At 70.6% G+C, this 23,154-nt stretch carries 17 protein-coding genes; 5 read left to right on the top strand and 12 right to left on the bottom strand.

Annotated elements, in window-relative coordinates:
- Positions 1-17: 17 nt before the first annotated feature.
- A complete protein-coding gene (locus OV208_RS36730) occupies positions 18-1,025 on the top strand; it encodes an NAD(P)-dependent oxidoreductase (protein WP_267578613.1) in 1,008 nt (335 codons plus the stop codon).
- Between the two features lie 41 nt (positions 1,026-1,066).
- Here the strand turns inward: OV208_RS36730 and OV208_RS36725 are convergent, their stop codons facing one another.
- The 4 genes from OV208_RS36725 to OV208_RS36710 form a co-directional block, all read right to left on the bottom strand.
- Positions 1,067-1,630, bottom strand: coding sequence for a hypothetical protein (locus tag OV208_RS36725; protein WP_267578612.1), 564 nt, complete (start codon positions 1,628-1,630; stop codon positions 1,067-1,069).
- Positions 1,631-1,681: 51 nt separating this feature from the next.
- Positions 1,682-3,976, bottom strand: a complete 2,295-nt coding sequence (locus tag OV208_RS36720) for a BamA/TamA family outer membrane protein (protein WP_267578611.1) — start codon at positions 3,974-3,976, stop codon at positions 1,682-1,684.
- Positions 3,977-4,265: 289 nt separating this feature from the next.
- Complete coding sequence (locus OV208_RS36715) at positions 4,266-5,621, bottom strand: sigma-54-dependent transcriptional regulator (RefSeq protein ID WP_267578610.1); 1,356 nt, start codon at positions 5,619-5,621, stop codon at positions 4,266-4,268.
- Complete coding sequence (locus tag OV208_RS36710; RefSeq protein WP_267578609.1) at positions 5,618-6,844, bottom strand: sensor histidine kinase; 1,227 nt, start codon at positions 6,842-6,844, stop codon at positions 5,618-5,620. Before OV208_RS36710 ends, OV208_RS36715 begins: the two co-directional genes overlap by 4 nt.
- 516 nt (positions 6,845-7,360) lie before the next feature.
- On the opposite strand from OV208_RS36710, the gene OV208_RS36705 reads away from it, so the two are divergent.
- Positions 7,361-7,639, top strand: a complete 279-nt coding sequence (locus tag OV208_RS36705; RefSeq protein WP_267578608.1) for a hypothetical protein — start codon at positions 7,361-7,363, stop codon at positions 7,637-7,639.
- A gap of 261 nt (positions 7,640-7,900) precedes the next feature.
- Here the strand turns inward: OV208_RS36705 and OV208_RS36700 are convergent, their stop codons facing one another.
- Positions 7,901-8,746: an OmpA/MotB family protein gene (locus OV208_RS36700; protein WP_267578607.1), complete on the bottom strand. Its 846-nt coding sequence runs from the start codon at positions 8,744-8,746 to the stop codon at positions 7,901-7,903.
- A gap of 320 nt (positions 8,747-9,066) precedes the next feature.
- Here OV208_RS36700 and OV208_RS36695 point away from each other — a divergent pair, with 320 nt between their 5' ends.
- A complete protein-coding gene (locus tag OV208_RS36695; RefSeq protein ID WP_267578606.1) occupies positions 9,067-10,506 on the top strand; it encodes a glycoside hydrolase family 43 protein in 1,440 nt (479 codons plus the stop codon).
- Here OV208_RS36695 and OV208_RS36690 read toward each other — a convergent pair.
- Positions 10,439-11,461 carry an FG-GAP repeat domain-containing protein gene (locus tag OV208_RS36690; RefSeq protein ID WP_267578605.1) on the bottom strand — a complete coding sequence of 341 codons (1,023 nt, stop codon included), beginning with the start codon at positions 11,459-11,461 and terminating at the stop codon, positions 10,439-10,441. The genes OV208_RS36695 and OV208_RS36690 overlap by 68 nt on opposite strands.
- 314 nt (positions 11,462-11,775) lie before the next feature.
- Here OV208_RS36690 and OV208_RS36685 point away from each other — a divergent pair, with 314 nt between their 5' ends.
- The gene (locus tag OV208_RS36685) at positions 11,776-12,630 is read left to right on the top strand and encodes an alpha/beta fold hydrolase (RefSeq protein WP_267578604.1); all 855 of its coding nucleotides are present in this window, start codon (positions 11,776-11,778) and stop codon (positions 12,628-12,630) included.
- A 250-nt stretch (positions 12,631-12,880) separates the two neighbouring features.
- Here OV208_RS36685 and OV208_RS36680 read toward each other — a convergent pair whose 3' ends face one another.
- The 5 genes from OV208_RS36680 to OV208_RS36660 all read right to left on the bottom strand — a co-directional run bounded on the left by OV208_RS36680 (position 12,881) and on the right by OV208_RS36660 (position 19,615).
- Positions 12,881-13,639, bottom strand: a complete 759-nt coding sequence (locus tag OV208_RS36680; RefSeq protein WP_267578603.1) for a DUF5953 family protein — start codon at positions 13,637-13,639, stop codon at positions 12,881-12,883.
- Positions 13,636-13,956, bottom strand: a complete 321-nt coding sequence (locus OV208_RS36675) for a DUF6310 domain-containing protein (protein WP_267578602.1) — start codon at positions 13,954-13,956, stop codon at positions 13,636-13,638. Before OV208_RS36675 ends, OV208_RS36680 begins: the two co-directional genes overlap by 4 nt.
- A gap of 709 nt (positions 13,957-14,665) precedes the next feature.
- Positions 14,666-14,803: a hypothetical protein gene (locus tag OV208_RS36670; RefSeq protein ID WP_267578601.1), complete on the bottom strand. Its 138-nt coding sequence runs from the start codon at positions 14,801-14,803 to the stop codon at positions 14,666-14,668.
- 176 nt (positions 14,804-14,979) lie between these two features.
- A complete protein-coding gene (locus OV208_RS36665; protein WP_267578600.1) occupies positions 14,980-18,192 on the bottom strand; it encodes a Kelch repeat-containing protein in 3,213 nt (1,070 codons plus the stop codon).
- A 22-nt stretch (positions 18,193-18,214) separates the two neighbouring features.
- Positions 18,215-19,615 (bottom strand): hypothetical protein, encoded by a 1,401-nt coding sequence (locus tag OV208_RS36660; RefSeq protein WP_267578599.1) that lies wholly within the window; start codon positions 19,613-19,615, stop codon positions 18,215-18,217.
- 152 nt (positions 19,616-19,767) lie between these two features.
- Between OV208_RS36660 and OV208_RS36655 the strand changes: the two genes are divergently transcribed.
- Entirely contained in the window at positions 19,768-20,070 is a 303-nt protein-coding gene (locus tag OV208_RS36655; RefSeq protein WP_267578598.1) for a hypothetical protein, read from the top strand.
- Between the two features lies 1 nt (position 20,071).
- On the opposite strand, the gene OV208_RS36650 is transcribed toward OV208_RS36655, so the two are convergent.
- Positions 20,072-23,146, bottom strand: coding sequence for a serine/threonine-protein kinase (locus tag OV208_RS36650; protein ID WP_267578597.1), 3,075 nt, complete (start codon positions 23,144-23,146; stop codon positions 20,072-20,074).
- Positions 23,147-23,154: the final 8 nt, after the last annotated feature.

Here is a 23,154-nt window from a genome sequence, read left to right as displayed (position 1 = left end):
GGAGGAGCGCATCCGTCATGTCCTCGAACACGCAGAAACCTGTCCTCCTCATCGGAGGCTCCGGCGTTGTTGGAAGCCGGGCCGCCAAGACACTCCGCCGGCTTCAACCCGGGCTGGCCCTCACGCTGGGCGTGCGAGACGTCGCCAGGGCCCAGACACTCGCCCGGGAGCTGGGCGGCGCGGAAGCCGTGCGCGTCGACCTGGAGCGGCGCGACCTGGGCCTGCCCGAGACCGCGGCCTTCAGCGCGGTGGTGGTGCTGCTGAAGGACGACACCCTCAACTCCATGAAGTACGCCCAGGCGAAGGGGCTGCCCTACGTCTCCTTCTCCGACTTCGTGTTCGACATCGGGCCGGAGGTGGCGTTGCACATCCAGCACCCCACCCGCTCGCCCGTGCTCCTGCTGGGACATTTCCTCGGCGGAACGGTGACGCTGGCCACGCTCCATTTCGCCCGGGCGTTCCGACGTGTGGATGCCATTGAGATTGGCGCGGTCTTCGACGAGGAGGACGTGGGCGGGCCGGCGGCGCGCGGCGACACGGAGCGCGTCACGAAGGATCTGCCGAGCCCCCTGATGCTCAAGGACGGCAGGTTCGTCTGGGCGCGGGGAGAGGACGTGTACCGCGACTTCGTCGGGGTGGACGGGGCGCGGTGGCGGGGCCGGGCCTATCCGCTGCTCGACGTGGTGAGCCTCGCCGCCGCGACCGAGGCGAGGACGGTCAGGCTCGACTTCGCGGTGCGGGAGGCCGCGAGCCGCCCCAGCGGCCAGGGCGTGTCGCACGAGGTCATCATCGAGATCTCGGGCGAGCGGGAGGATGGGACGACGGGACGCGTGCGCCACGAGCTCGTCGACGCGGACGTGCACTCGGGCCTGAGCGCCCGGGGCGTGGCGCTCGCGGTGGAGCGCCTGCTCGGCCTCGCGGGCGGCCCACCCGTGACGCCCGGGCTCTACCACCCCGAGGGGCTGCTCGACCCCGCCTCCGTCGTCGAACGCCTGAAGGAATTCGGCACCCGGATTCGTCCCTGACGGCGTCCGATGAGGGACGCGGTTCGGAGGCTTCTCGCCCTTCAAGGAGAGCGGAGCACGTCACAGCTCGCGGAGGCCCCGCGTGCGAGGTCCTCCGCGACGGAGCGCAGCAGGGTTCCCGTCAACGCGGAGCGGTCTTCAGGCTCCGTCCCCACTGACGCACCCTGGGTGAGCCAGGTGGCCACGCGTCCGAGGCTCGCGGCCGTCACCACTCGCAGCCGCACCTCCACCTGCACGACGAAGCGCTCGCCCGGCTCCGGGGGCGCGTCCAGCATCCAGGCCACGCGCTCCAGCTCCAGCGTGGCCACCCCTTCCGACAGGGGCCTTCCGTCCAGCAGATAGCCCGTGCGCGTGAAGGCGAGCACCTGGGTGACCTGCGTGCTGTCCATGCGCGCGTCGAACCAGACGGCGCGCTTGCGCAAGAGCGTCAGCTGCACCTCCAGCTTCCCCGCCATGCCCAATCGCACCAACCGATCCAGCTCGGGCGACACGAAGGCGCGCGCCTCCGGCCGCACCACCACGCGGCGACCGGAGAGCGTCGCGGTGCAGGTGGCGCGGGCCTCGTCCGCCCGGGCCTGGGACGCCAGCAGCCCCACCGACGCCATGAGCGCCGTTCGGAGCCGCCACCGTCCGCCTGTGCCTTGCCGTGCCATGCCTCAGAAGGTCCGGACGAAGAACAGCCGCGCCTCGGGCGTGGCCCGGGCCTTTTCATCCGTGCGCCAGGCCGCTTCCACTCGCACCGCGTCGCTGAAGTGGAAGCTGGCGCCCAGGCCAAGCTTCGGATCCGTCCAGTCGGAGGCGGCGTGCACCGCGCCCAGGTCCGCGAAGAGACCGAACCCATGCCAGCGGTACTCCGCGCTGCCGAGCACCGACGCGTCGCCCCCGCGGAAGTCCTTGAAGCCGAAGCCACGCAGCGAGCTCCAGCCGCCCAGCGCCTCCTGCTTCTGCAACGGCAGATCCTCGCCCCCAGCGACGCGCAAGCGCACGCTCAGCCCCGAGTGCCAGGTGACGGGCAGGTCCAGCACCGCATCACCCACCAGTTTCCAGAAGCGCGTGTCCACGCCCACCTGCTGCCCCACCTCCAGCGTGAAGAGCCCGCGCAGCGCGGGCTCCCGCGTCCGGTCCCCTTCGCGCGGGAAGAGGGACGTCTCCGGCGTCCGGAACAGCGAGCCCACGGGCGACCCCGGCTTCGCCTTGCTGTCGTACTCCGCGCGCAGCACGACGGAGTGGAAGCGCCCCTCGCTCACCGGCGCGTTGGGGAAGGCCGGAGAGTCCCGGCGGAAGAGGCTGAGCGGCGGGGTGAAGGGCTGGAGCGATTCGTAGGTGTCGCCGCGGAACTCCGCGCCCGCGAGCCACGAGCGCGACCAGCGCCAGGTGGCGAACGCCGCGAAGCCCTTGCGGCGGAAGTAGTCCCGGTCCGGCCGGTTGATGAGGAACGAGTAGACATAGGAGTCGATGTCCCCCATCCGCCAGCGGTCGAGCGTGTCGGTGAAGTCGTGGACCTGCGCGCCCACCTCCGCGAGCGCCAGCGCGGGCACCTGCAGCTTCGCGCCGCCCAGCAGGCTGACGCGGCGCTGACGCCGCGTCCCCTCCGGGTCGTCCGGCAACCGCTGGCCTCCCAGCCGCAGCGGGACGAAGAAGGCCGCGTCCAGCGTCGCGTGCACCCGGTCCTTCGGATCCCAGAAGCGCAGCCCGGCCGCGAGTCCCGGGGCGAAGCCCGTCACCTGCGTGTGCACGGGCAGCAACTCCATCGACAGGTCCGGTCGGCGCGGACGCACGTGCACCACCAGCCGCCGCCCCTCCAGCGTGAGACCCTCCCCCCGTTCGTTCCACGAGAACAGGCCCCGCCAATCAGACCCGGACTCCTTCCGCTCGCGGCGACGGGACGCGCGCGGCTCCTCCTCCTGGGTGCGGTAGCTGCGCGTGCCGTGGGCCTCGCGCTCCTCGATGACCCGCACGTCCAGGCGTCCCTCGCGCAGCCCTTCACCGTCCACCGTCCGGAGGAAGCGCAGCTGCGACTCCAGACGCTCCACGGCACGGCGGGCGTCGCTGCGAAGGAAGACATCGCCCGGCGACAAGCCCAGCGCCTCGCGCACCCGCGCCGCCATCTCCGGCTCCACGCCCGGCACGTCCACGGCCTCCAGCCGGCCTTCGTCCACCTTCACCACCAACGCGCCTTCGGGCGACAGCGTGGCGGACAGCGTCGCCAGCAGATAGCCGTCATCGTCCCGCAGGTCCTTCAGCGCGCTCTCCAACGCGGCGCCCAGTCCGCCCAGGACGACGCCGGGACGGAACTGCCCGCGCTCCATGCGCGCGAACCACTCGCGGGGCGGGTGGGACGGGGGGCATGGGCTGACGACAGACAGCGTCGCGCCGCGCCCATGGATGCGCACCTTGGCGACGAACTCCTCGGGGTCCCGCTCGTCGTCATCGTCCTCGTCCTCGTCGGACTCTTGCGAGAAGCCGGGAGGCTGCGGGAACAGGGCCTCCAGCCACTCCCGGGGAAGAAGGTCCTGGAGCCCCTGGACTTCCACCGAGGTGACGGTGGGGTGCTCTTCCAGCGTCACCTCCAGCAGCGCGGACCCCTGCTCGCTGACACGCAGGCGGGGATCCACGTGAGCGAAGAGGCCCGTGCGTGCCAGCCGACGCAGCAGGGTCTGCACCTCGCCGGGCGACAGCGGCTGCGTGGCCCCGGCGGCGGGAGCGCCCACGAGCGAGCGCACCTGCGCGTCCGTCAGATGCTGGAGCCCCACGAGTTCGAGGCCCGTCGGCGCCAGTGCCTTGCCGTCGACATCCAGCCGCAACGGAGAGAGGACCGAGGCCGTGGCGGAGTCGTCGAAGGCGTCGTGGCACGCATCACGCGAGGGTGCACCCTCCCCGGCCGAAGCCTTCCCATCGGGAGCGTCATCGTCCGGACCGTCATCGCCCGGACCGTCATCATCCCCCGGCATTTCGGCCCGGGAACATGTCCCCGCCCCGGAGGGGGCTGAGAGTGCGCCAGCATCGGGAGGGAACGTGCCGGCCCCCCCCGCGGGTTGCGCGAAGGCGGCGAGCGAGACGAAGCAGAGGCAAAGCACGATGCGGTTCATGTGGAGGGGCAGGAGCATGCGCCGTTCCAGGTGGAGGGCTCCGGCAAGTGCCTGGAAGCACAAGGAGCCGCCGTGCGCGTCGATGTCATGGACACATCCGGATGTCACCTTGGGGATGTGCCCGTGACATCGCCCTGGTCCCTGGGCCGTGTCATGGCGTGACAGGGAGGCCCAGGGCCTTGATGCGCCGGTAGAGGTTGCCCCGGTCCACCTGGAGGAGGCGCGCGGCTCCGGCGATGCTCTCCCCTTCCCGGAGCGCGGCGCGGATGAGGTCCCTTTCGAAGTCCTCCACGTGCTCGCGGTAGCTCCTGTCGCCCAGCGTCGCACGGGGCGCGGCCGGGGTGCCCGCCGGAGCCGTCACCGCGTCCGGGCGGAGCTCCAGCGGGCCCTCGCCCCGCAGCAGGTTCAGCCGCTCCATGACGTTGCGCAGCTCGCGCACGTTGCCCGGCCAGGGGTAGGCGCGCAGCGCGGCCTCGGCGCCGGGGGCCAGCACGAGCGGCGTCCGGGGGCCGGCGAACTCCGCGGCGAAGACACGGGCCAGGGGCAGCAGGTCCTCGGGGCGCTCACGCAGCGGCGGGACGTGCAGCGGCAGCACGTTGAGGCGGAAGAAGAGGTCCTGCCGGAAGCGTCCCTCCTTCACCGCGCGGGTGAGGTCCTGGTGCGTGGCCGCGAGGATGCGCACGTCCACCGGCACCGGCAGCGTGCCCCCCAGGCGCTCCACCTGACGGGTCTCCAGGACGCGCAACAGCTTCGCCTGGAGCTCCAGCGGCATGTCGCCCAGCTCGTCCAGGAGCAACGTGCCGCCCTGCGCCTGCTCCACCCTGCCCGTGCGCCTTGCCACCGCACCGGAGAAGGCGCCCCGCTCGTGCCCGAACAGCTCGCTCTCCAGCAGCGTCGCGGGGATGGCCGCGCAGTTGACCGCCACCAGCCGACCCTTGCGTCCGGAGGCCTTGTGCAGCGCCTGCGCCACGCGCTCCTTGCCGGTGCCCGTCTCGCCGGTGATCAGCACCGCCGTGTCGCTCGGGCCCACGCGGGCGAGGAGCTGGCGCAACGCCTCCATGGCAGGGCTGTCCCCTACCAGGTGCCCCGGGCGGGCCAGCTCGTCCAGCAGCCGCTCCCGCTCCTCCCGCAGCGAGCCCAGCGCAAGCGCGTTGCGCAGCGCCGTGATGAGCCGCTCGGCGGAAGGGGGCTTCTCCACGAAGTCCGTGGCCCCCAGCTTCAGCGCCTGCACCGCCTCCGCGGGGGAGGCCTCGCCGGAGAGGACCACCACCGGCACGGCCAGCGGTTTGGGCAGGCGCGCGAGCAGCTCCAGGCCCGTTTCACCCGGCATGCGCAGGTCCAGCAGCATCAACGCAGGCGGAGCGTCTGGCGCTTCGAGCAGGCGCGCCGCCTCCGCCGCGGAGCGGGCCTCCACGGGGGTGAAGCCCTCGTCGCCCAGCAGCCCGCGCAGGGCCCGGAGGACGCCGGGGTCGTCGTCGACGATGAGGATGCGGGGACCTGGCTTCATGACGTCACCTGGGAACCGGGAGGCACGCGGGGCAGCGACACGTGCGCCAGCGTCCCGCCGCTCGCGCCCGGCTCCAGCCGCAGGGTGCCGCCGTGCTCGTGGACGATCTTCTGGGCGATGGGCAGCCCCAGTCCACTGCCACCGGGTTTGGTGCTGAACAGCCCCCGGGTGAGGACCGCGCCGGACAGCACGCCCGGGACGCCTCGGCCACCATCGTTCACGGTGACATGCACGGCGCCGTCCGCCTCCGCGCGCAGGGCCACGCGCACGGGCGGCGTGTCCGGCCCGGAGGCCTCGGCGGCGTTCTTCACCAGATTGCCGAAGAGGCGGCGCAGCCCGTCCGGGTCCGCGCGCAGCTGGACCTCCGGCCCGGGCTCCAGCTCCACGGGCACCGGCGAGCTGCCCGCGTACAGGGTGCACACCTCGGCCAGCAGGGTGCGCAACCCCACGTCCTGGAAGTGCGGCGCCGGCAGGCGCGCGAAGGTGGAGAAGCTCTGCGTCATGCGCATGAGCAGGTCCACCTCCTCCTGGAGGAGGGCCACCGCTTCGGCGAGGCGCGTCGGGTCCGGTGGGGCGCTGTCATCCTGACGGGTCAGACGCGCGAGCGAGAGCTTCATTGCGGTGAGGGGGTTCTTCAGCTCGTGCGCGAGCGCGCGGGCCACGTCCTGCCACGCCGCGATCTGTTCGGCCGTCTTGAGGCGCTCGCGCTGGTCCAGCAGCTCCTGGCCCATGCGGTTGAACTGTCCCAGGAGGAACTGGAGTTCGTCGCGCGGCGGCTCGGGCACCGCCAGACGAACGGACAGATTTCCCCGGGAGTAGGCCCGCATCCCGTCGATGAGGGTGACCACGGGGCGCGTGAGGACACGGCCGAACAGCGCCGCGGCCACGGCCAGCACGAGGCCGGACACCAGCCCCAGCGCGACGATCAACGCGGGCACGCGGCGCACCAGGGCCCGCCGCGCCAGCTCCGCCTGCGCGAGGCTCAACCGCGCGTCGTCGAGCGCGCCCTGCGGCAGACCGCGTCGCTCCAGGTCCGCGGACACGCCATCGAGCACGCCCTCCACCGGGGCGATGGACAGGGAGAGCACGCGCTCCAGCACGCCCTGGGCCAGCGCGCCGAGCAGCACCAGCGGGATGAGGCCCGTGAGCAGCATCACCGCCAGCAGGCGCCGCCGGAAGCGGGGCGGAGGCGGCGGAGGTTCCATCGACGGAGCGCGGCGCATGATGCGCCGTTCATACCGCAGGCCCCTTCAAAGTTCTCGCGACCGTCTTGACGGGGCAACGACAGACGCAGCGCGGGGTGAACCACGAGCCGGCATCCCATGCGCGGTCACGGGGTGCATGAGGGGATGCGGTGCGTTGCCGGCACGTCCGCTTGAAGCCAGGGGCGTGGTCATCTCGGGTGTGCCTCCCTATCCTGGATTGAAGCGCTCCTGAAACAACGAGCCCGGCCAGCGCCTGGAAATTCCTGGCAATCATTCACACGGACCAGACACAGCGGCGGCTCGGCTTCGTGGAACTGGAATAAGAGGCGCCATGGAGGGCGATGCGTGGGTCCTGACGGAACAGGAGCCACCTCCTCCCAGGTTCATGGGGCCCTCTCGGGTCCAGGGGTTCCTCGGACGGGGGGAATGGGGCTTGTCTGCCTCGCAGGGCAGGCGGCCATCCGCGAGTCCCTACCCCAAGGCTGCCATTCCGCGAGGGAGGACCGCACCTTCCGACAAGGAGGTGATGGCACCATGGCGGACAACCCCATCGAGAAGCAGCACCAGCACGAGCGGGACCAGGAGCGGGAGCGGCTGCGCGCGGAGGAGGAGAAGGACCTGGAGGTGGAGTCCCATCGTGGAGCCCGGCCGCTGGAAGGCTACGCCGGAGGGCACACCACGTGGACGGGTGCGCAGGACGACAAGGCCGCCGCCCGCGTGCATGCCGGTGACGCGGACGCGTCGTGGGAGGCCAGCGAGCGTCAGGCCCGGCTGGAGCCCGAGCCTCGCGGGGCCGACGAGGACGGGGACTGAGCACGGGAGCCCTGCCCGGACGGGTTGGGTCCCGGGTAGGACCTCACGAGTGACGCTGGCAGTCAGCCGGCCCGGGAGCCCCCTGCTCCCGACACGTCGGGCTGCGGCTGCAATCCCGTCTCCGGCTCGCCGCCCTCGGCGCTGCAGCTCCTGACGGCCCTGGGGCTGCTGGTGCGGTGGTCCCGCCGCCGCCACTGAGCGGGAGCAACCGCGCAGCCCCTGGAAACAGGGGGCAGCCCGAAGGAGGCGCGAGCGTCGCGCCTACTTGTTGGCCCTGACCTTCTTCACGAGGACAGGCTTCGCGGGCGCGGGCTTCGCGGGAGCCGCCTTCGCGATGGAGGGGTTGCGCCGGGCGGCCAGCTCCGGAATCAACAGCAGCTCGATGCGACGGTTGCGGGCGCGCCCCTGGGGCGAGGCATTGGCGCCCAGGGGGCGCGTGTCGCCGTAGCCGGCCGCGAGCATGCGCTTCGCCGGCACGCCGCCCTTGTCCTGGAGGAAGCGCACCACGTTGACGGCGCGCGCGACGGACAGCTCCCAGTTGGTGGGAAAGGTGGCCTGGAGCTTTTGCGACGGCGGTGAGTCGTCGGTGTGTCCCGACACCTGGATGCGCTTGTCATCCACCTTGGACAGCACGCCACCCAGCCGGGTGAGGACCTCCTGGCCGCGTGCGCTGATGCTGGCGTCACCCGAATCGAAGAGGACCTTGTCGACGAGGTCCACCTGGATGCGGCCCTCGTTCTGCGTCAGGCGGACAGCGCCCTCGGCGATCTCCTTCTTCATCTTGTCCTGGAGGTCCTCGTAGGTGGCCTTGAGCCGCGCCAGCTCCGCCTCCTGCTCCTGCACCGTCTGGCTGAGCTGGGCCTTCTCGGTGTTGAGCTGATCCTTCTCGGTGGTCAGCTTCGCGCGCTCGGTTTCCAGCGCGGCCAGCTTCGTCTCCAGCAATTGCTTCGCGGCCTCCGCGTCGCTCGCACGGGTGGCCGAGGCCGCCGCCGCTGCGTCCGCGGCGGTCGTGCTGCGGTGCGACAAGTAGAGCACCAGACCCGCAAGCACCGTCACCAGCGCCGTCACCAACCAGGGCACCCAGGCCCTTCCGCGTTCCGTTTCCATGTCGCGACCTCAGGGGGTGAATGGACGGCAGCCACGCTAGCGGCATCCGGTGGGTGCACCTCAAGGCGACCCGGGTACGTGCAGGTGTCTGGAGGTGCATTGTTGAACCCAGAGCACACGCACAGGCCCTGCCCGCAGGTGCCAGAGAACCCGTAGTCCTGACACCTGGATCCGCCATGTCCGGAGCGCGTCTCCGGGCGTGGTGGCGGTCACTCCGAGCACCGCCGGAGCGACGACAGGGAGACACAAGGAAAACGGCTTTAACTGACTTTTCAGGACCAGCATGCTAGTGCACCTCCCCCCTTTCCGGAGGTCCTTGCATGAGGCAGCCCCCCCGTATCCTGGCCCTGTTCGCAGTGGGCGCCGTGTCCGCGCTCGCATCTGGCTGCGGCCCCGACGCCGCGCCCGTGGACGCATCCCCCGTGGGCACCGCCACCCAGGAGCTCGCGTGCAGCACGCGCATCACCTATGGCGACCGGTGGATCCGTCCCTCGGGCCACCCGGCGCAGTACGACGTCGCGGCGGACCTGGTGACGTGGGATGGCGTCTGCATCAACGAGGGCACCAACTCCTACGCGGTGCTCTCCAACGGCTGGCGGCCGTACTTCACCGGCAACAACGCGTGTGTCCTCGCGCTCGACACGGACTGTGCCGGTGCCGCCGCGTGCGCGACGCGCGTCACCTACGGGGCGGCGTGGCTGCGCCCGGCGAACCACCCGGCGCAGTTCGACGATGTCGGCGGAGGCGTGTACTGGGACCGGGCGTGCACGAACGCGTCCCCCAATTCGTACACGACGCTGTCGAACGGCTGGGCGCCGTACTTCAGCGGCTCGAACGCGTGTGCCATGTCCTTCCGGTACACCGGCTGCGGCGGGCTGTACCAGAACCCGGTGGTCCCCGTGGACTGCGCGGACCCGGGCGTCATCCATGATGGGACGCGGTATGTCGCCGCCTGCACGTCCGGGGGTGCCGCCAACGCCTTCGCGCTGCGCACGTCCACGGATCTGGTGAACTGGACGGGCGCGGGCTTCATCTTCCCGTCCGGGACGCGGCCCTCGTGGGCGACGGGCGACTTCTGGGCGCCGGAGATCCACAAGGTGGGCACGCGCTTCATCGCGTACTACACGGCGCGGCACTCGGACGGACGTCTGTCCATTGGCGCGGCCACGTCGGCCAGCGCGCTCGGGCCGTTCACCGACCTGGGCCGGCCCCTGGTGCACGACACGGGCATGGGGATGATTGACGCGACGTTCTTCAAGGACACCGCCGGCACGCCGTTCCTCGTGTGGAAGGCGGACGGCAACGCGGTGGGGCAGCCCACGCCCATCTACGGACAGCAGTTGTCGGCGGATGGCCTGGCGCTGGTGGGGACGCGGCGCACGCTCATCACCAACAACCTGGGGTGGGAAGGCGGCGTCGTGGAGGCGCCGTGGGTCGTCGCGCGCGGCGGCTACTACTACCTCTTCTACAGCGGCAACGCGTACTACAACAGCACGTACGCCGTGGGCGTGGCGCGCGCCACCAGCCCGCTGGGCCCGTACACGAAGCTCGGCGCGCCCATCCTCACGACGGGCGGCGGCTGGGTGGGACCGGGGCACAACTCCGTCGTCACCGGGCCGCGCGGTGACACGTTCATGGTCTACCACGCGTGGAACGGCGCCCACACCGCACGGGTGATGCTCGTGGATGCCATCACCTGGCCCAACGGCTGGCCCGCGGTCCCCGAGGGTCCGTCGGCGGGCTCACGGCCCCTGCCGTAGCGCGAGGTGAAAGACAAAGCCGGCTCCCATGGGAGGGCGTCTTGTTCGAGGCCACGACCACGTCGACCCGTGCATCCATGTTGACATCACGGACGGCGAAGGAGGTCGCGTCGACGTTGGTGATGGAGGTGATGGCCTTGCCGAACTCGCCGTTGCCATTGCCCGGCAGGACGGAGACGAAACCCCGACCCGCGACGAGGATGTCCGCTTTCCCGTCGCCGGTGGCATCCGCCAGGGCCACGCGGGAGGCCCCCGAGGGGACGTTGAACTTCTTTCGCGCATGGAAGGCGCCGTTGCCCTTGCCGGCCATCAGCGTCACGGTGCCGGTGTCTTCCACGGTGACGAAGTCCGCATGTCCATCCCGGGTGATCTCCGCCGCCGCCACGTCGACGGGAGCCCGCGCGAACGGATAGAGGGTTGCCTGGATCACGCCGTCTGGCAGGTAGCGCACGAGGATCGCGGCCTTGCGGACAGACGACAGGGTCACCAGTTCCTGGGTGCCGTTCTCAAAGTCCGCCGTGGCGATGCCGTGCAGGTCCGTCTCGCCGACAAGGGGGTTCGTGGAAGCGGCGGGTGGGATGGGCTCCTCGAAGCTGAAGAACACCCTGAGCTTGTCGTCGCACACGACCGCCGTGTCCGAGAAACCGTTCCCGTCGAGGTCCACGTGGGCAATGGCATTGGGCGCGCAGTCCGCCCCCATGGGCAGGTCCTGGCGGCGCCAGAAGTAACCCGAGAAGTTGCCCCAGAGGAGGGAGCGGGAGCAGTTCCCCTTGTTGACGCTGATGACGTCCCGCGCGGGACCCCAGTCGTTGATGTAGGTGACCGTCACCGCGACCGGCCCCTTCCCGGTAGACGACTCCTGGGGAGGTTTGAAGGTCGCGGGAAGCACGTCCGCCGAGGCGGGAGCCGCGAGCCCCAGGAGCCCCAGGAGCCCCAGGCACAGCAAGCAGCGCACGGGAGGAAGAGGACGACGGGTTTCGGGTCTTCATCTGGACACCTCTGCCCTTGGAATGCTGACGGGGCGCCTCAAGGTGACTCCTGGGCCGGGCGTTGGCGTCTGCTTTTGGGGGATGGGTGGGCGTTCAACACGTCACGCCGAGGATGATGGAGCCCGCAGGCGGGAACCGAGAAGTGGAGTCAAGCATTCGCGCGTCGAACCCCACCGCGGCCCTGACGATGTGAAGTGCTCTACATCGCAGAAGTGAGTCGTCGACGCCCCGTGTCTGCTGGGACATAAGCGGTGCTTTCTCTTTAACGGAGGCCAGCCGGATGTCTCAACAACGACCGAATCCTTCACGCAGTGGCCATCTGCCCATCAACGGATTGACGCTCTACTACGAAGTGTACGGAGAGCCAGGCAGCGCCAAGACAGCTCCGCTGCTGTTGATTCCCGGGGCTTTCATGTCCACCGATTCAATGAAGCCTTGGGTGGCGACCTTCGCCGCTAAGCGTTCGGTAATTGTCTTTGACCAACAGGGTCACGGCCGAACCGCTGACGCGTCGCGAACGATGTCTTACGAGCAGTTCGGCGATGACGCTGCGGCATTGCTGCGGGCCCTGAAGGTGGAGCGCGCGGATGTGATGGGCTACTCCCAGGGTGGAGGGGTGGCACTGCAACTGGCGTTGCGTCACCCCACGCTCGTCAACAAGCTCGTCTCGCTGTCGGCCACCTATCGCAAGGACGGTTGGTACCCTGCGGTGTTCAAGGCGATCGAGGGCCTGAGCGCCAAGGTGTTTACAGGTTCTCCAATCGAAGCAGCGTTCAAGAAGCACTCGGCTGACCCCAAGGCATTCGAGGCCTACGTCGAGAAGATGAAGGTGTTGAACATCAACGACCAGAACATCACCGACGCCCAGATGCGCGCCATTTCAGCCAGGACGATGGTCATCGTGGGTGATGCGGATGGCGTGAAACCGGAACACGCGGTGGCGATGTTCAAGCTGCGGGGCGGAGGCGATGAGGAGGCGGCCGCGACTGGGATGCTCACGAAGGCTCCTGCGGCGCGGTTGGTGATCCTCCCCGCGACCTCTCATATCGGGATCTCAGGGGAGGTGAAGGTACTCGAAGCGATGGTGACCCCTTTCTTGGAGGACGCGCCTCCCGCCAACCCCTCTCTTTGGTAGAAATGGCCTGAGTTTGGCACCCATGAAAAGACCGCGAATGAGATACCTCCTGCTCCTGCTCCCCTTGCTTTCGAGTTGTGCCTCGACCACCAGGAGCGCACCCGCGCGGGAGCCCGTGGCGTTATCCGACACCGACCGGATCGTTCGGGACCATTGCGACAAGCGGCTGGCCCTGCTTGGCGAAGTCCCATGAGTTCCAGTTCGGCCCTGTGGCGCGTGCCAGGAGACGCCCACCGCCCAGCAGCCTCACTCAGCCCGGAGTCACGCGCCCGCCAATCTCCGGGAAACGCTCGTACGCGCGCACGAGCGCCTCAAGGTGCGCGGGGTTGTCGAGATCCAGCGGCGTATCCGTGAGCCGAACCACCCACCCGCCCGTGGCCGTGCGCCGCGCCCGAGAGAGCAAGTCCGCATCGCGGGCAGGGTCCGGGAACCCGAGGCTCTGTGCGGTGGCTGCCGACCAGTAGTTCAGCCACCCGAGATAATGGGGGATCTCAGGCGAGCGGATGTGCTTGGGAAGGTTGAGCGCTGGGAGCCCCCGGGGCGGAACATGCGGCTGCTCCATCGAATGGCGAAACTGTTTCGCCACCTCCGGCGCCACTCCGTCCGGCAACACGCGCCCCCAGAACGCGCGTGCGCCTTCCGCCACGCCTTCCAGCATATCCGCCGCAGCCGCGATGCTGGCCGCATCTAGCGGCAGCTCTGCATGGACATCGAGCAACGGCTGGCCGCCCGGCGCTTGGCGCCCGGATGTCCGCAACCCATAAACCGTCACCGGGTAACTCTCGTCGCCGTTGCACAGAAGTGGGAACTCCCCGCGCACCGCCGCCTCAGCGAGCCACCTATGGCGTTGCGGCAACGCGATGGGCCGCCCCGCCTCTGACAGCTTCCACTCCAAGCGCACACCTGAAAGCGCCCGTTCGATTCCGTGGACGACTGCGAGCGTGCGACCGTCGTCGCCAACAAGCGCAGGCGCGAAGACAATATGGATGAGGGTTCTCTGCCTGGTCATCGCTTGCACCCCGTAACGACAATATTGAGGGTGGGCTCCTGTTCGAGCAACGCGTCTTTGTGCTCCTGGGTGCTCACCCCAACGACGAAGCCATAGCCACATGCCTCCGCGATGTCCCGCTCTTCCTTCAGCAACGGCACTTGCTCCAGGATCGTCATCCGCCGGATGAAGGCATTGTATGTGTCAAACCGATGGGTCTTGATCTCCCACAGCACGCGCACGCCGACTTGCAGCGCATCAAAGCGCACACCGCCCACGCGCACGTCCATTCCGGGATAACGGTTGGGCGGAGACTTGTCGGCGCACTCGTCATGCAAGGCATCCTCGCCAGCGTGAGGCACCGGGATGGGCTCGCAATCAGAACGGCGGCGCTCCGCCGTCACCGGGGCAGGCGGGTCGATCCTGTTCGCGCTGGACCTCGCCGGTGTGGGGTCCGCCTCCGGTTCCTGCGAGGCCCGAGGAGCGTCTCCGGCCCAAAGGCCCGGCTCCCGGGTGGGCGGCAACACGCGCTTGTGCGGGCTTCGCGGCAGGGGCTGGGGGTGAACCTGCCCTGGCTGCCCGCGGGTGGGGAGGCCCGTGCCGGGCACAGCGGGCGGGCGCACAGGCGCCCAAGCGTAGGTCTCAGGCGCCTCTTGAGAGGTGGCGCACCCAACTACGGCGACGGCGACCGCAACGGCTTGGCGGAGTGCGCTGCGAGTTCGGAGGTTCATTCCACGTCCGTTCATCGAACACGGGGCAGTGCGGGTCAAGGCTGGGCCAGTCCCTCTCTGGAGTCCGCCAGCATGCGCTGACAGCTTGAGCCGGTGGCGCACGGGTCCGACAGATCCAGCCCGGTCCGTGGGCGCGCACGTGGGACTGCGCCAGGACGGCAGCCATCGTCGCCGCGTCCATCTTGGCCCGGGGCGCGCGTCGGACAGTTCCAGTTCGGGCCGGTGTGTTGGCGTTCACGAGGAATCGCGGGAATCTGATCACGGCGGATTGAGGGCCTGACTTCGAGCCAGTGCGCGTCAAGCACTGGCCGATGGCCTACTTCACACCCAGCTCCACCGCCAACGAGGCGTGGCTGGAGTCCACCAGCCGCCCCGCCAGCTCCGGCTCCAGGCTCGCTACGCCTTCTGACTGGAGCCCGTGGCACGTGCCTTGAGATACGGCATCGCCAAGCACACGCTACCGTTGGGCATCCACGAACCGCCCTGGTGCCCCCATGCGTCCCTTGTTCTATCTCCAGAATGTCGCCCAAGTGGGATGAGACTCTGGGAGGCAGGCGGGACCAGCATGGAGAGGCCCGTGAACTCGAAGTGACCGGATTCACTCGCGATTGCGCGCAAGGCGTGCGCGGGTCAGTACAGCTCGGCGCTCGCGAGGTACGGGAGGCTCGTGCCGTTCTCTCCGCCCACCACGAGCACCTGGCCGTTGGAGAGCCGTGTCGCCGTGTGCGCCCGGCGGGCCTGGATGAGCGTGCCGGTGCTTGACCACGTACCGGCGGCATACACCTCCACGCTGCCGAGAATGGCGGTCGTGCCCGTCCCGCCCGCCACGAGCACCCGGCCATCCTGCAGCGGCGTCGCCGTGAAGCGCGAGCGGGCTTGAATGAGCGCCCCCTTGGCGGTCACGGAGGGGGCCTTGAAGAAGGGATTGAGCAGCTCGGTCGTGGCGAGCGAGGCGCTGGTGCCCGTCCCACCCGTCACGAGCAGGTTGCCGTCATTCAGCGGCGTCGCGGTGTGCCAGGCACGGGCCTGGGCGAGGGTCAGTGCGCTCACCGCGCTCCAGGTGCCGGTCGTCGGGTTGTATTGCGCGGCCGTGCCAAGGGCCGAGGTGATGGCGGTGGTGCTCTGGCCACCCACCACGAGGACCTGCCCCGGCGTCATCTGGAACTGCGCGGGCAGCAACGTCGCCGTGTGGCTGAAGCGGACCGCCGGCAGCGAGCCCGTGGACGTCCAGAGGCCCGTCGCCGGATCATACAGCTGCGCCGTGGTGAGGGCCGCCGTGCCATAGCCGCCCACCACGAGCACCTTGCCGGTGGGCAGCAGCGTCGCGGTGTGGAAGTACCGGGCCTGGGCCAGCGAGCCCGTAGCGGTCCAGAGGCCCGTCGCCGGATCATACAACTGCGCCGTGGCGAGGGCCGCCGTGCCAATGCCTCCCGCCACGAGCACCTGGCCATTGCTCAGCAGCGTCGTGGTGTGGCCGTAGCGGGCCCCGGTGAGCGCGCCCGTGGGGGCCCAGGTGCCGGTGGCCGGGTCATACAGCTCCGCGCTCGCCAGCGCTCCGGCGGGCCCCTGCCCTCCCACCACGAGCACCCGGCCGTCAGGCAGCAGCGTCGCCGTGTGGTAGCGGCGGGCCTGCGCGAGCGGACCGGTCGCCTTCCAGGTTTCGACGGCCGGGTCATGCAGCTCGAAGCCGCGCAGGGTGCCGCTGGGGCCGAGCCCCGCCATGACGAGCACCTTCCCACCGGGCAGCACGGTCGCGGTGTGCCAGGCGCGGCTCGTCGCGAGCGGAGCGGAGGTGTGCCAGGCACCCAGCGTCGGCTCGAAGAGTTCGGTGCTGGAGAGGAAGCCGGTGGCGACCTTGCCGCCCGTCATCAGCACCTGGCCATCCGGCAGCAGCGTCGCGGTGTGGCTTGCGCGCCCCACCGCCATCGAACCCGCCGCGGTCCACGCGCCGGTGGCCGGATCAAACAGTTGGGCCGTGGTCAGGGCCGCGGTGGCGCCGTCTCCACCGGCCACGAGCACCTTGCCGTTGTCCAGCAGCGTCGCCGTGTGAGCGGAGCGCGCCGTCAGCGCGCCCGTCGCGCTCCAGGCGCCGGTGGCCGGCTCATAGAGCTGGGCGGTGGCCAGGGCCGCGGTGGCGCTCCTGCCGCCCGCGACGAGCACCTTGCCGTTGGACAGCAGCGTCGCCGTGTGGAGCGAGCGCGCCGCCGCCAGTGAGCCCGTCGTCGTCCAGGTGCCGGTGGCCGGATCGAACACCTCGCTGGTCGCGAGCGGGGCGCTGGCCCCCAGCCCGCCGGTGACGAGCACCCTGCCATCGGACAGCAGCGTCGCCGTGTGGAGGCGGCGGGCCTGCGCGAGCGAGCCCGTCGTCGTCCAGGTGCCGGTGGCCGGATCCAGCAGTTCGCAGGTGGCGAGCGCGCCAATGGCGTCCCTTCCGCCGGTGACGAGCACCTTTCCATCCGTCAGCCGCGTGGCCGTGTGGCTGTCGCGGGCCTGGGCCAGCGGGCCGGTGACGGACACGGTGCCCGTGGCGGGGTCCGCGAACTCGGCACTGGCGAGGGGACCGTTGGCGCCCAGCCCCCCCACGACGAGCACCCGGCCGTCGTCCAGCGGCGTCGCCGTGTGGAGCTGACGGGCCTCGGCCAGGGTCGGAGTTGGCGCCCACGAGCCCGTGGTCGGGTCGAACAGCTCGGAGGTCGCGAGCGCGATGCTGCCGAGGCCGCCCACCACGAGCACCCGGCCATCGAGCAGCGTCGTCGCCGTGTGGCTGGAGCGGGACTGCGTCAGAGCGCCCACCGTGGAGGAACCGGTCGCCGGGTCATACACCTGGACGGTCTTGCTTCCGCCCGCGAGGAGCACCTTGCCGTTGGGCAGCAGCGTCGCGGAGTGGAAGGAACGACCCTCCGCCATCGAGGCAGTGGCGGCCCAGGTGCCCGTGGCCGGGTTGTACGCCACGGCCGTGGAGAGGCTGACGTTCGCGTTGCTTCCCCCGGTCACCAGCACCCTGCCATCGGACAGCAGCGTCTGTCCGGCATACGCGCGGTACGCAGGGAGCGCGCCGGTCGCGGCCCAGGTGCCGGTCGCCGGATTGTAGAGCAGGCAGGAGGAGTAGTAGGTGCCGGCCGCGGCATGTCCGCCCACGAGGAGCGCCTTGCCATTGAGCAGCGCCGTCACCTGGTGCCTGTAGCGGATGTTCGGCAGTGAGCCGGTGGTCGCCCAGGTGCCGGTGGCCGGGTCATACAGCTCCGCGCTGGCCAGGATGTTGGACCCGGTGACGCCGACGCCAAGGCCCCCTGCCACCAGCACCTTGCCGTTGCTCAGCAGGGTCGCCGAGTGGAAGTAGCGAGCCACCGAGAGCGCGCCCGTGGAGGACCACGTTTCCGTGGCCGGGTCATACAGCTCCGCGCTGGTGAGGGCGCCGACCTCACCGCCCCCTCTTCCTCCCGTCACGAGCACCCGGCCGTCGGGAAGCAGCGTCGCCGCATGGTTGAAGCGGCCTTGCGCGAGCGAGCCGGTGACGGACCAGGTGCCAGTGGCCGGATCGTACAGCTCCGCGCTGGCGAGGGCGTTGATGCTGGAGACAAGTCCTCCCACCACGAGCACCCGGCCGTCAGGCAGCAACGTCGCCGTGTGGTTGTCTCGTACCGAGGACAGGGGCGTTGTGGAGGTGAGCGCCGTCGCGGCGCCCTGCCCCCATGTCCCCTCCTGCGCCAGGTCGGGCCCGCAGGCGGTGAGCGCGAGCATGAGCGCCACGGTGAGCGGGATGAGGGACTTCGCGCGGGGATGCCGACATCGCTGCTCGGAGGTGGCGCGCGGGGAAGCTTCGGGTGATTTGGAGTGGGGCATGGCTGACGCTTTCGAGCAGGAGCTACTGGTTGGCCGGGTTCACCCAATCCGGGGGATTCGCGATGGGAAGAACGTAGGAGGCATCGTGGAGGCCCAAGGTATCCAAGGCCCTTCCCAGGACGGAGGAGACGAGGTCCGGAGCGACCATCAAGTCCTTCCCATTCTCCAGCGCAACGAGCGCGTCCTTCAGGGTGTTGATGCGCTCGGTCGCCATCCGTCGAGCACGGTCCGCGCCGGGGCCCGTGCCCGCCTCCGGGGTGTACACGGCCAACATCACCTCCGGAGCGTCCACCACCTGGCCCATGTCACCCGAGCGGCCCCGCTCCAACAGGCTCTGTCCCATGGTGAGCGAGATGTTGCTGGCGATGTAGTCCTCGCGCGATGAACCCTCGTCGCGCACCTCGTGCCCCCAGGCCCCCACCGCGTTGGCCAGGACATCGGTGAGCAGCGGTTGGCCGTTGGCGACGTAGCCCGCCGTGACGAAGAAGAAACAGTGGAAGGCCTGGTTGTTGCTCAGGTCGCTGAACTCGGGTCGAAGGTCCTTTCCATTCGTCGGGTCGAGCCCGCCGCCGACAAAGGTGCTTTCGTCGCTCCCCAGCGCGTTGATCATCTCCACCACGTTGCCGCGCGCCCCGGGCTGGTTGAGCTGATCCAGCCCATGGCCGGGCCCGACGAGGCTGGCATGCGTGGCGGCCACCGCGTAGTCCATCACCTGCTCCGCGCTCCACTCCGGATGGGAGCTCCGCACGGAGGAGATGGCGGCCCGCATCGCCTCGGCCATGATGTGGCCGGCACCCGCGTCGCTGTTGGCGGCGACAGCGGCGTGCACCGCATCGCAGGCGGTTGTCAGCGTCCGCATGTCGTAGGTGTCCGCCACGAGCCGGTTCGCCACGGACGCAAGGCCCAGGGTCTGGATGAGGGCATCGCGCCCGGGCCCGACAGGCGTCCCCAGCACGGCGGCGAGCTTCTCACGCGGCACCGACAGGGGCTGACTGTACTGGGGGTGGGAGGACTGGTACGCCAGCAGATCCGGGTAGGTGCGCTTCGGCTCATTGGGGTCGACGAGGGAGCCATCCATCCTGCGGACGACGGCGTGCCCCACCCCGTCGCGCGAGTCGGTGAGGAAGACCACCGAGTCACCGGGTCGCGCCAGCGCCATGGCGCGCTCAAGGCAGTTGCTGTTGCCATCTCCCAGCCGCTCGTTGCGCAGGGTGGTGGCCGCGCCCTGCGGGGTGCTCGGGGGCAGGCCGATGGTGCGCAGCGCCTGGTCCCTGCCGGCCACCTGGGCCCGCGACATGAAGCCCGTCTCCACCCAGGGACGCGCCTGGGGAGCCGTCTGGACGGGCGGAGGCGGAGGCGGAGCCGGTGCGGGCTTCACCTGGGGCTTCGAGGTCGCGGCCGGCTTCGGGAATCGGATGTCCATGGGTCATCTCCAGCGAAACGGCAGGTGTCGTCTCCTGCCTCCTGAAGGGATGACAAAGGCACGCGAAATGACGTCGCACGGAATCGACCTTCGCGTCTGAAGGCCGGTAATATCCCCCTGCCGTTCATCACGCCTGAGGGGGAGATACAGCCATGTCGAGTCGCATTTCGCAGGGGAGCCCATTCCAGCCCGCGACGCTGAAGGGGCCTGACGCCCCCACCGCATCCCCAGTGGCCTTGCGCCCGCCGCCGAAGCCAGAGCCGAAGCCGGCCGCCCAGCCCACCGTGGACGCGTTCGTCCAGGGCGTGGCCCGTGACTTCACGAAGCTGCTGGGGCAGGTGCAGGAGCTGGTCACCAGCGCTGGCACCCCCACCGTCAAGGGCAAGGACAAGGACAAGGACGCCGACATCATCATCGAGGGCAGCCGGGAAGCCCGCGACCCCACGGCGATGTAGTTCAGCGCGACCGGGAGCGCGCCGCCAGCCAGCGCGCCACGTCGGCGGCGTCCCGGTCCCTGCGCTGATTCGAACGTCCGTAGTCCGCTGCCGCGCCACGCGCCTCGTCCAGCGCGGCGCGCTGCTGCCCGGTGAGCCACAAGGCCCGGGCCAGCACGAAGCGCGTCTCCCCCACGTCGGCGGAGTCCGCGCCATGGCCGGACCGCAGCGTCAGGGCCCGCCTCGCGGCCTCTTCCGCTTCGGCGGCCCTGCCCTGCTCCACCTGCGTCGACGCCAGCCCGGTGAGGATGTCCGCGAGCGTCTCGGAGTCCGGGGCCTCCTCGGCCTGCTCCGTCCTGGCCGCGGACTCGAACAGGCGCTGCGCCTGCGCCCACTGCCCTCGCGCCGACAGCGCGTGCGCGAGCGTGGACTCGTAGAAGGCGAAGTCCGCGTGTCCCGCGGGCAGCTTCGCGCGGGCCATGCGCAGCGCACGGTCGGCGAACTCGACGGCTCGCGCGAACTCGGAGCTCCTCAGCTCACACAGCGCCAGCTCGCCGTAGGCCTCCGCGACCTCCAGGCTGTCATCACCGGAGCCCCGGCGCGCGAGTTCCAGCACCCGGCGCAGGTCCGCGCGGGCCTCGTCGAACCGACCCAGCTCCTCGAGCAGGATGGCCCGGTGGGTCAATGGGATGGAGAGGTCCGGGTGCTCGGGGCCGTCCAGGGCCTCCAGCAGTCGCACCGCGCGGTCTTGGTACGCCCTGCCCCCGGCGGCGTCCCCCTGTCGCCGGGCGATGCGGCCCAGGCTGGTGAGCAGGGCCACCACCGCGGGGTGGTGGGGGCCCACCGAGCGCTCCATCGCGCTGAGCGCCTGCTGGAAGACGGCCTTCGCCTCCGCGTCGCGCTTCGCGCCATAGAGCAACGTGCCCCACTGGAGGAAGGCGCGCACCGTATCCGGGTGGTCGTCGCCCAGCAGCCGGCGGTAGGCGGAGACGGCCTCCGCGTTGAGCTTCACCGCGGCCTCCGTGTTCCCTTGCGCGGATTCGAGCGCGGCGCGGTTGGTGAGCAGCCGCGCCGCCAGCACGGGCTCGCCGCCCACGCGCTCCAGCGCCGCCGTCGCGAGCTCGACGCCCAGCCGCGCCTCATCGAAGCGCTTGAGCCGCCGCCCCGCCGCGAACACGAGGTCCGTCCAAGCTCTCGCCGCGAGCAGTTCGTGCCGCCCCGCTTCACCCGCCACCGCCGCGCGCCGCAGCGTCTGCGTCGCTTCGAGGACGAGTCCGGAGTCATGCTGCGCCAGCCCGTGCAGGTGCAGCACCTCCGCCTCCACCGGCCGGTAGCCCAGGGCCTCCACCTCCTTGCGCAGCACCTGGAGCGGCTCCATCACCTGGCGGAAGCGGCCAGCCTCGCGCTGCGCACGCAGCTCCACCAGGGCCAGGCGCACCTGATCCACCTTCGTCCTCAACGCGGCGTCCGACGGAGGCGGCATGGGTGATGCGGTGAGCACCGCCACCTCGCCACACGAGGCCAGCTCCGGGAGTGCATGGGCCATGCTCAGCGAGCGCGAGACGACCTCCCGGTCCGCCGCGCGGTACAGCGAGGAGAGCGACTTCAGCGCCTGCAGGCCGCGCGCGAGGCAGCGCTCCTGCAACCCGAGTGTCTCCTCCGGCAGTCGGTCCACCACTGCGGCGCGACACACCTCGCGGCGAAGCCCCCGCCACTGGTCCGCGTAGGCGTCCACCACCGTGTGCGTCGCGCCCCAGGCCGTGTCCGCGTGCGGCAGCCCGGTCCCGGCGAACGTCCGGGTGATGGCTCCCACGGCCTCCGCATCCCAGATGCCGTCCAGTGCCCGCTGCGGAGCGTCGCACGCGGCAAGCCGGGTGTGTTGCGCGTACTGCGGCGCCGCGAAGGCGGTGGCCGCACCCAGCACCGCCACCCCGGCGACCGCGAGCCGGGCACGCCTGCGCCCCACGTCCCGCGAGAGCTCCCGCAGCAGGACCTTCATGGACGGGTGACGGTGTGACGGCTCCGGGGACAGCCCCTTCAGCACCGCGACCCTCAACCCCCGGGGGACCTTGCGCTCCCTGCTGGCCGGGACGGCAGTGACCTTGCCGACCGAGATGTTCCGGCACAGGTCCTCCACGCTGTCCCCCTGGAAGGGGCGCTCGTCGAAGAGGGCCTCGAACAGCGACGCGCAGAAGCTGAATTGATCCGAGAGCGCGTCGACAGCGCGGCCCGCGAGCTGTTCGGGAGGCATGTAGGCCGGGGTCCCCATCACGCGCCCGGGATGGGTGAGCTTGACGTCCAGCGCTCCCCCGGTAGCGGCGGCGAGTTCGGGGCGCGCAGGGGTGGCGTCCGAGGCCTGAAGCACCAGCCCGAAGTCGGTGACGCGCGCGCGTCCGTCCTCGCCCACCAGCAGGTTGTCCGGCTTGATGTCGCGGTGGATCAGCCCGTGCGCGTGCGCGGCCTCCAGCCCGCGTCCCACCTGCACGAAGACCTCCACCACCTCGCGCCGGCTGCGCGGCGCCTGCCGGAGCCACTCGCGCAGGTTGCCGCCACGCACGTACTCCATGGCGATGAACAGGCCGCCGTCCCACGTCCCCACGTCGTGGATGCCCACGACGTTCGGGTGCGCCAGCCGGGCCATCGCCTGGGCTTCGCGCTGCAACCGGGACTGCGCCTCCGCCCCCAAGAGCAAGATCAGCTCGCTTCGCAGCAGCTTGAGGCACACCGTGCGGTCCAGCTCCGGATCCCACGCGGTGTAGACCACGCCCATCCCGCCCTCCCCCACCGGCCGCAGCACGACGTAGCGGCCCACGTGCGTGCCCTGCGCGAGGCCTCCCCTCGGCGCTTGTGGCGGCGCACGGGAGGGCTCGGCGTCCGGTCCGCCCCGGCGCGCTCGCACCGGAGAGAGCGGCACCGTGCGCTCCGGGTCCCCGCTGTCGCCCACGTCACCATCGTCCGCGCCGGCGTTGAGCCACTGCGCCAGAAGGTGACGGCAGGAGGCACAGCCGGAGACGTGCGCATCCAGGTCCGCGCGCGCGGCGTCCGGCAGGTGGCCCCCGGCGTAGTCCAGCAGCGCGTTCTCATCGAGGCAGCCCATGGACTCGC

It is taken from the genome of Corallococcus sp. bb12-1, from assembly GCF_026626765.1.
GTDB classification, from domain to species: Bacteria; Myxococcota; Myxococcia; order Myxococcales; family Myxococcaceae; genus Corallococcus; species Corallococcus terminator.
The sequence above is the reverse complement of the archived record's forward strand: the minus strand, read 5'-3'. Positions and strand labels throughout refer to the sequence as shown.

Coding starts and splice junctions, on each gene's coding strand:
- OV208_RS36655 (WP_267578598.1), top strand. CDS start 19,768: ATGTCGAGTCGCATTTCGCAGGGGAGCCCATTCCAGCCCGCGACGCTG.
- OV208_RS36705 (WP_267578608.1), top strand. CDS start 7,361: ATGGCGGACAACCCCATCGAGAAGCAGCACCAGCACGAGCGGGACCAG.
- OV208_RS36715 (WP_267578610.1), bottom strand. CDS start 5,621: ATGAAGCCAGGTCCCCGCATCCTCATCGTCGACGACGACCCCGGCGTC.
- OV208_RS36660 (WP_267578599.1), bottom strand. CDS start 19,615: ATGGACATCCGATTCCCGAAGCCGGCCGCGACCTCGAAGCCCCAGGTG.
- OV208_RS36685 (WP_267578604.1), top strand. CDS start 11,776: ATGTCTCAACAACGACCGAATCCTTCACGCAGTGGCCATCTGCCCATC.
- OV208_RS36695 (WP_267578606.1), top strand. CDS start 9,067: ATGAGGCAGCCCCCCCGTATCCTGGCCCTGTTCGCAGTGGGCGCCGTG.
- OV208_RS36725 (WP_267578612.1), bottom strand. CDS start 1,630: ATGGCGTCGGTGGGGCTGCTGGCGTCCCAGGCCCGGGCGGACGAGGCC.
- OV208_RS36650 (WP_267578597.1), bottom strand. CDS start 23,146: ATGGGCTGCCTCGATGAGAACGCGCTGCTGGACTACGCCGGGGGCCAC.
- OV208_RS36680 (WP_267578603.1), bottom strand. CDS start 13,639: ATGACCAGGCAGAGAACCCTCATCCATATTGTCTTCGCGCCTGCGCTT.
- OV208_RS36710 (WP_267578609.1), bottom strand. CDS start 6,844: ATGCGCCGCGCTCCGTCGATGGAACCTCCGCCGCCTCCGCCCCGCTTC.
- OV208_RS36665 (WP_267578600.1), bottom strand. CDS start 18,192: ATGCCCCACTCCAAATCACCCGAAGCTTCCCCGCGCGCCACCTCCGAG.
- OV208_RS36730 (WP_267578613.1), top strand. CDS start 18: ATGTCCTCGAACACGCAGAAACCTGTCCTCCTCATCGGAGGCTCCGGC.
- OV208_RS36720 (WP_267578611.1), bottom strand. CDS start 3,976: ATGCCGGGGGATGATGACGGTCCGGGCGATGACGGTCCGGACGATGAC.
- OV208_RS36700 (WP_267578607.1), bottom strand. CDS start 8,746: ATGGAAACGGAACGCGGAAGGGCCTGGGTGCCCTGGTTGGTGACGGCG.